Below are 2362 nucleotides of genomic sequence, written 5' to 3'. Positions count from 1 at the left end.
TTGCTTGGTGTTTTTTTGCTGAACCAAATTTACAAGTTGGAGACCACCTTTTTCTTTTTGGTTGCAGAAATTTCAACTAACTTTGGGGCATCTTCGTGCGGGTGTATTGTATTCTTTTGAAAATGTCGCGCTTTTAGGCGAGGAGTGAGTCGGCTCCCCGCCGTTCTTTTTGTCCGCACCCCGGCCAAGCGAATCGGCCAGAACCGCTCCCGCGAGAGTGAACTCGTTCACTTTCAAAATGGAGCGAAATTGTGTCGAAGATTTCCAAGAGCGGCAAGTTTACTTTTATCGACTTGTTTGCAGGAATTGGCGGAATGCGTATAGCATTTGAATCCGCAGGTGGAAAGTGCGTTTACACGAATGAATGGAATAAGTTTAGTCAAAAAACATACTTTGACAATTTCGGCGATATGCCAGATGGAGATATTACTAAGATTGACGCAAAAACAATTCCCGATCATGACGTCTTAGTAGCAGGCTTTCCGTGTCAACCATTTTCTATTGCTGGAGTTTCCAAGAAGAATAGTTTAGGAAGAGCAACAGGCTTCGAAGACAAAACTCAAGGAACATTGTTCTTTGATGTTTGCCGTATTATCAAGGCGAAACGTCCGAAAGCATTTATGCTTGAAAATGTCAAAAACCTTTGTAGTCACGATAAAGGCAATACGTTCAAGGTAATCCAGGAATCATTGGATGAACTGGATTACGAGATTTTTTATAAAGTTTTAGATGGTCAGAATTTTGTTCCACAACATCGTGAACGTATTCTCATTGTCGGTTTTGATAGGCAGAGGTTTAATACCCCAATCGATTTTAAATTCGAGATAACCCCAGTAGAACCAAAACCAACCATAAAGGACATTCTTGAGAAGAAACCTGATCCAAAATACACTCTTTCTGACAAACTGTGGAGTTATTTACAGGCGTATGCAGCAAAACACAAAGCTGCCGGAAACGGTTTTGGTTATGGAATTGCTCCTTTAAATGGAGTGTCACGCACCCTAAGTGCAAGATACTATAAAGATGGCTCGGAAATTCTCATTGCACAACGAAATAAAAATCCAAGAAGATTGACACCGCGCGAATGCGCGAGATTGCAAGGTTTTCCAGATTCCTTCAAAATAACTGTTTCCGATGGACAGGCGTATAAGCAGTTTGGAAACTCTGTCGTTGTTCCATTGATGGCAAATATCGCGAAATTGATTGCGGAGAGGTTGAAATCAAATGCAAAATAACGCCTCTGACGCTATTAAGGTAGTTACATTAGGACAAAGAACATTTTGTAAGTTCCTATCGGCAAATGATACGGACCCTAAACAAAGCCATCAAGCGGGAATCTATATTCCGCAAAACAGTTTTTCTATTCTATTTGACTCCCCTGGGATAAAAGGAGACAATAAGGATAGATTTGTTACCGTTTATTGGCATTATGAAGATGATTACATCTCTAATGAAGTCCGTTTTATCTATTATGGGCGGAGCACAAGAAACGAGTACAGAATCACGCATACGCCATTTTTTAGACCTGAATATACAGGGGCTCTATTTGTATTCACCCAATGCAACGAAGAGAATTACCAGGCTTTTATTTTAAATACAGATGATGAAATAAATCAATTTTTGGACGCATTCGGCCTCTCTCCGCATGAAACAAATTGTTTGATAGACGCTGATAAGCCGACTAGCGATAACGATTTGATACAGGCGTTTATCCAAGATATAGATGACAAGGGAATTGATTTTCCTGATTCCAAAAGAATGTCCGCTGCCGCAAGGGATATTTGTGATAGAACAATTTCTTCTCAAGCATTGATTTTGACGAACCCAGACAAGAAAATTTTGGACTGGACTGATATGGAATACAATATTTTCAAAGCAGTAGAGTATTCTCGCTATGGAAATATTGTTTCACAAGGTTTTCCATCGGTTGATGAATTCGTTGACATGGCAAACCAAGTCTTGAATAGAAGAAAAAGTCGTGCAGGAAAAAGTCTTGAGCATCATCTTGCCGCAATATTCGATGGAAACCATCTGCCTTTTGAGGAACAGGTAGTGACCGAAGGAAACAAAAGACCTGATTTCATATTTCCATCAAAAAAAGCATATCATGATTTGTCATATCCAACAAAGAAACTGATTTCTCTTGCAGCCAAAACTACCTGCAAAGATCGTTGGCGTCAAGTTCTCAATGAGGCGGATAGGTTGAAAGACGATTATAAATATCTATGCACGCTGCAACAAGGAATTTCAGTTGCTCAGTTAGATGAGAAGATGCCCCAAAGTTAGTTGAAATTTCTGCAACCAAAAAGAAAAAGGTGGTCTCCAACTTGTAAATTTGGTTCAGCAAAAAAACACCAAGCAA

The 2362-nt window shown here is 39.8% G+C and carries 2 protein-coding genes; both read left to right on the top strand.

All coding sequences use genetic code 11. From position 1 onward, the window contains the following. Nucleotides 1–251 precede the first annotated feature (251 nt). Nucleotides 252–1235, top strand: coding sequence for a DNA (cytosine-5-)-methyltransferase (dcm, locus tag BUB55_RS13705; protein ID WP_304529016.1), 984 nt, complete (start codon nt 252–254; stop codon nt 1233–1235). After that, nucleotides 1225–2286, top strand: coding sequence for a type II restriction endonuclease (locus tag BUB55_RS13700; RefSeq protein ID WP_073192437.1), 1062 nt, complete (start codon nt 1225–1227; stop codon nt 2284–2286). Before dcm ends, BUB55_RS13700 begins: the two co-directional genes overlap by 11 nt. Nucleotides 2287–2362: the final 76 nt, after the last annotated feature.

This window comes from Fibrobacter sp. UWP2 (assembly GCF_900141705.1).
Lineage (GTDB): Bacteria > Fibrobacterota > Fibrobacteria > Fibrobacterales > Fibrobacteraceae > Fibrobacter.
This window is presented reverse-complemented; position numbering and strand designations above follow the sequence as displayed.

What these genes read in the sequence shown, in the direction of transcription:
- BUB55_RS13700 (WP_073192437.1), top strand. Translation starts at nt 1,225, where the DNA reads ATGCAAAATAACGCCTCTGACGCTATTAAGGTAGTTACATTAGGACAA.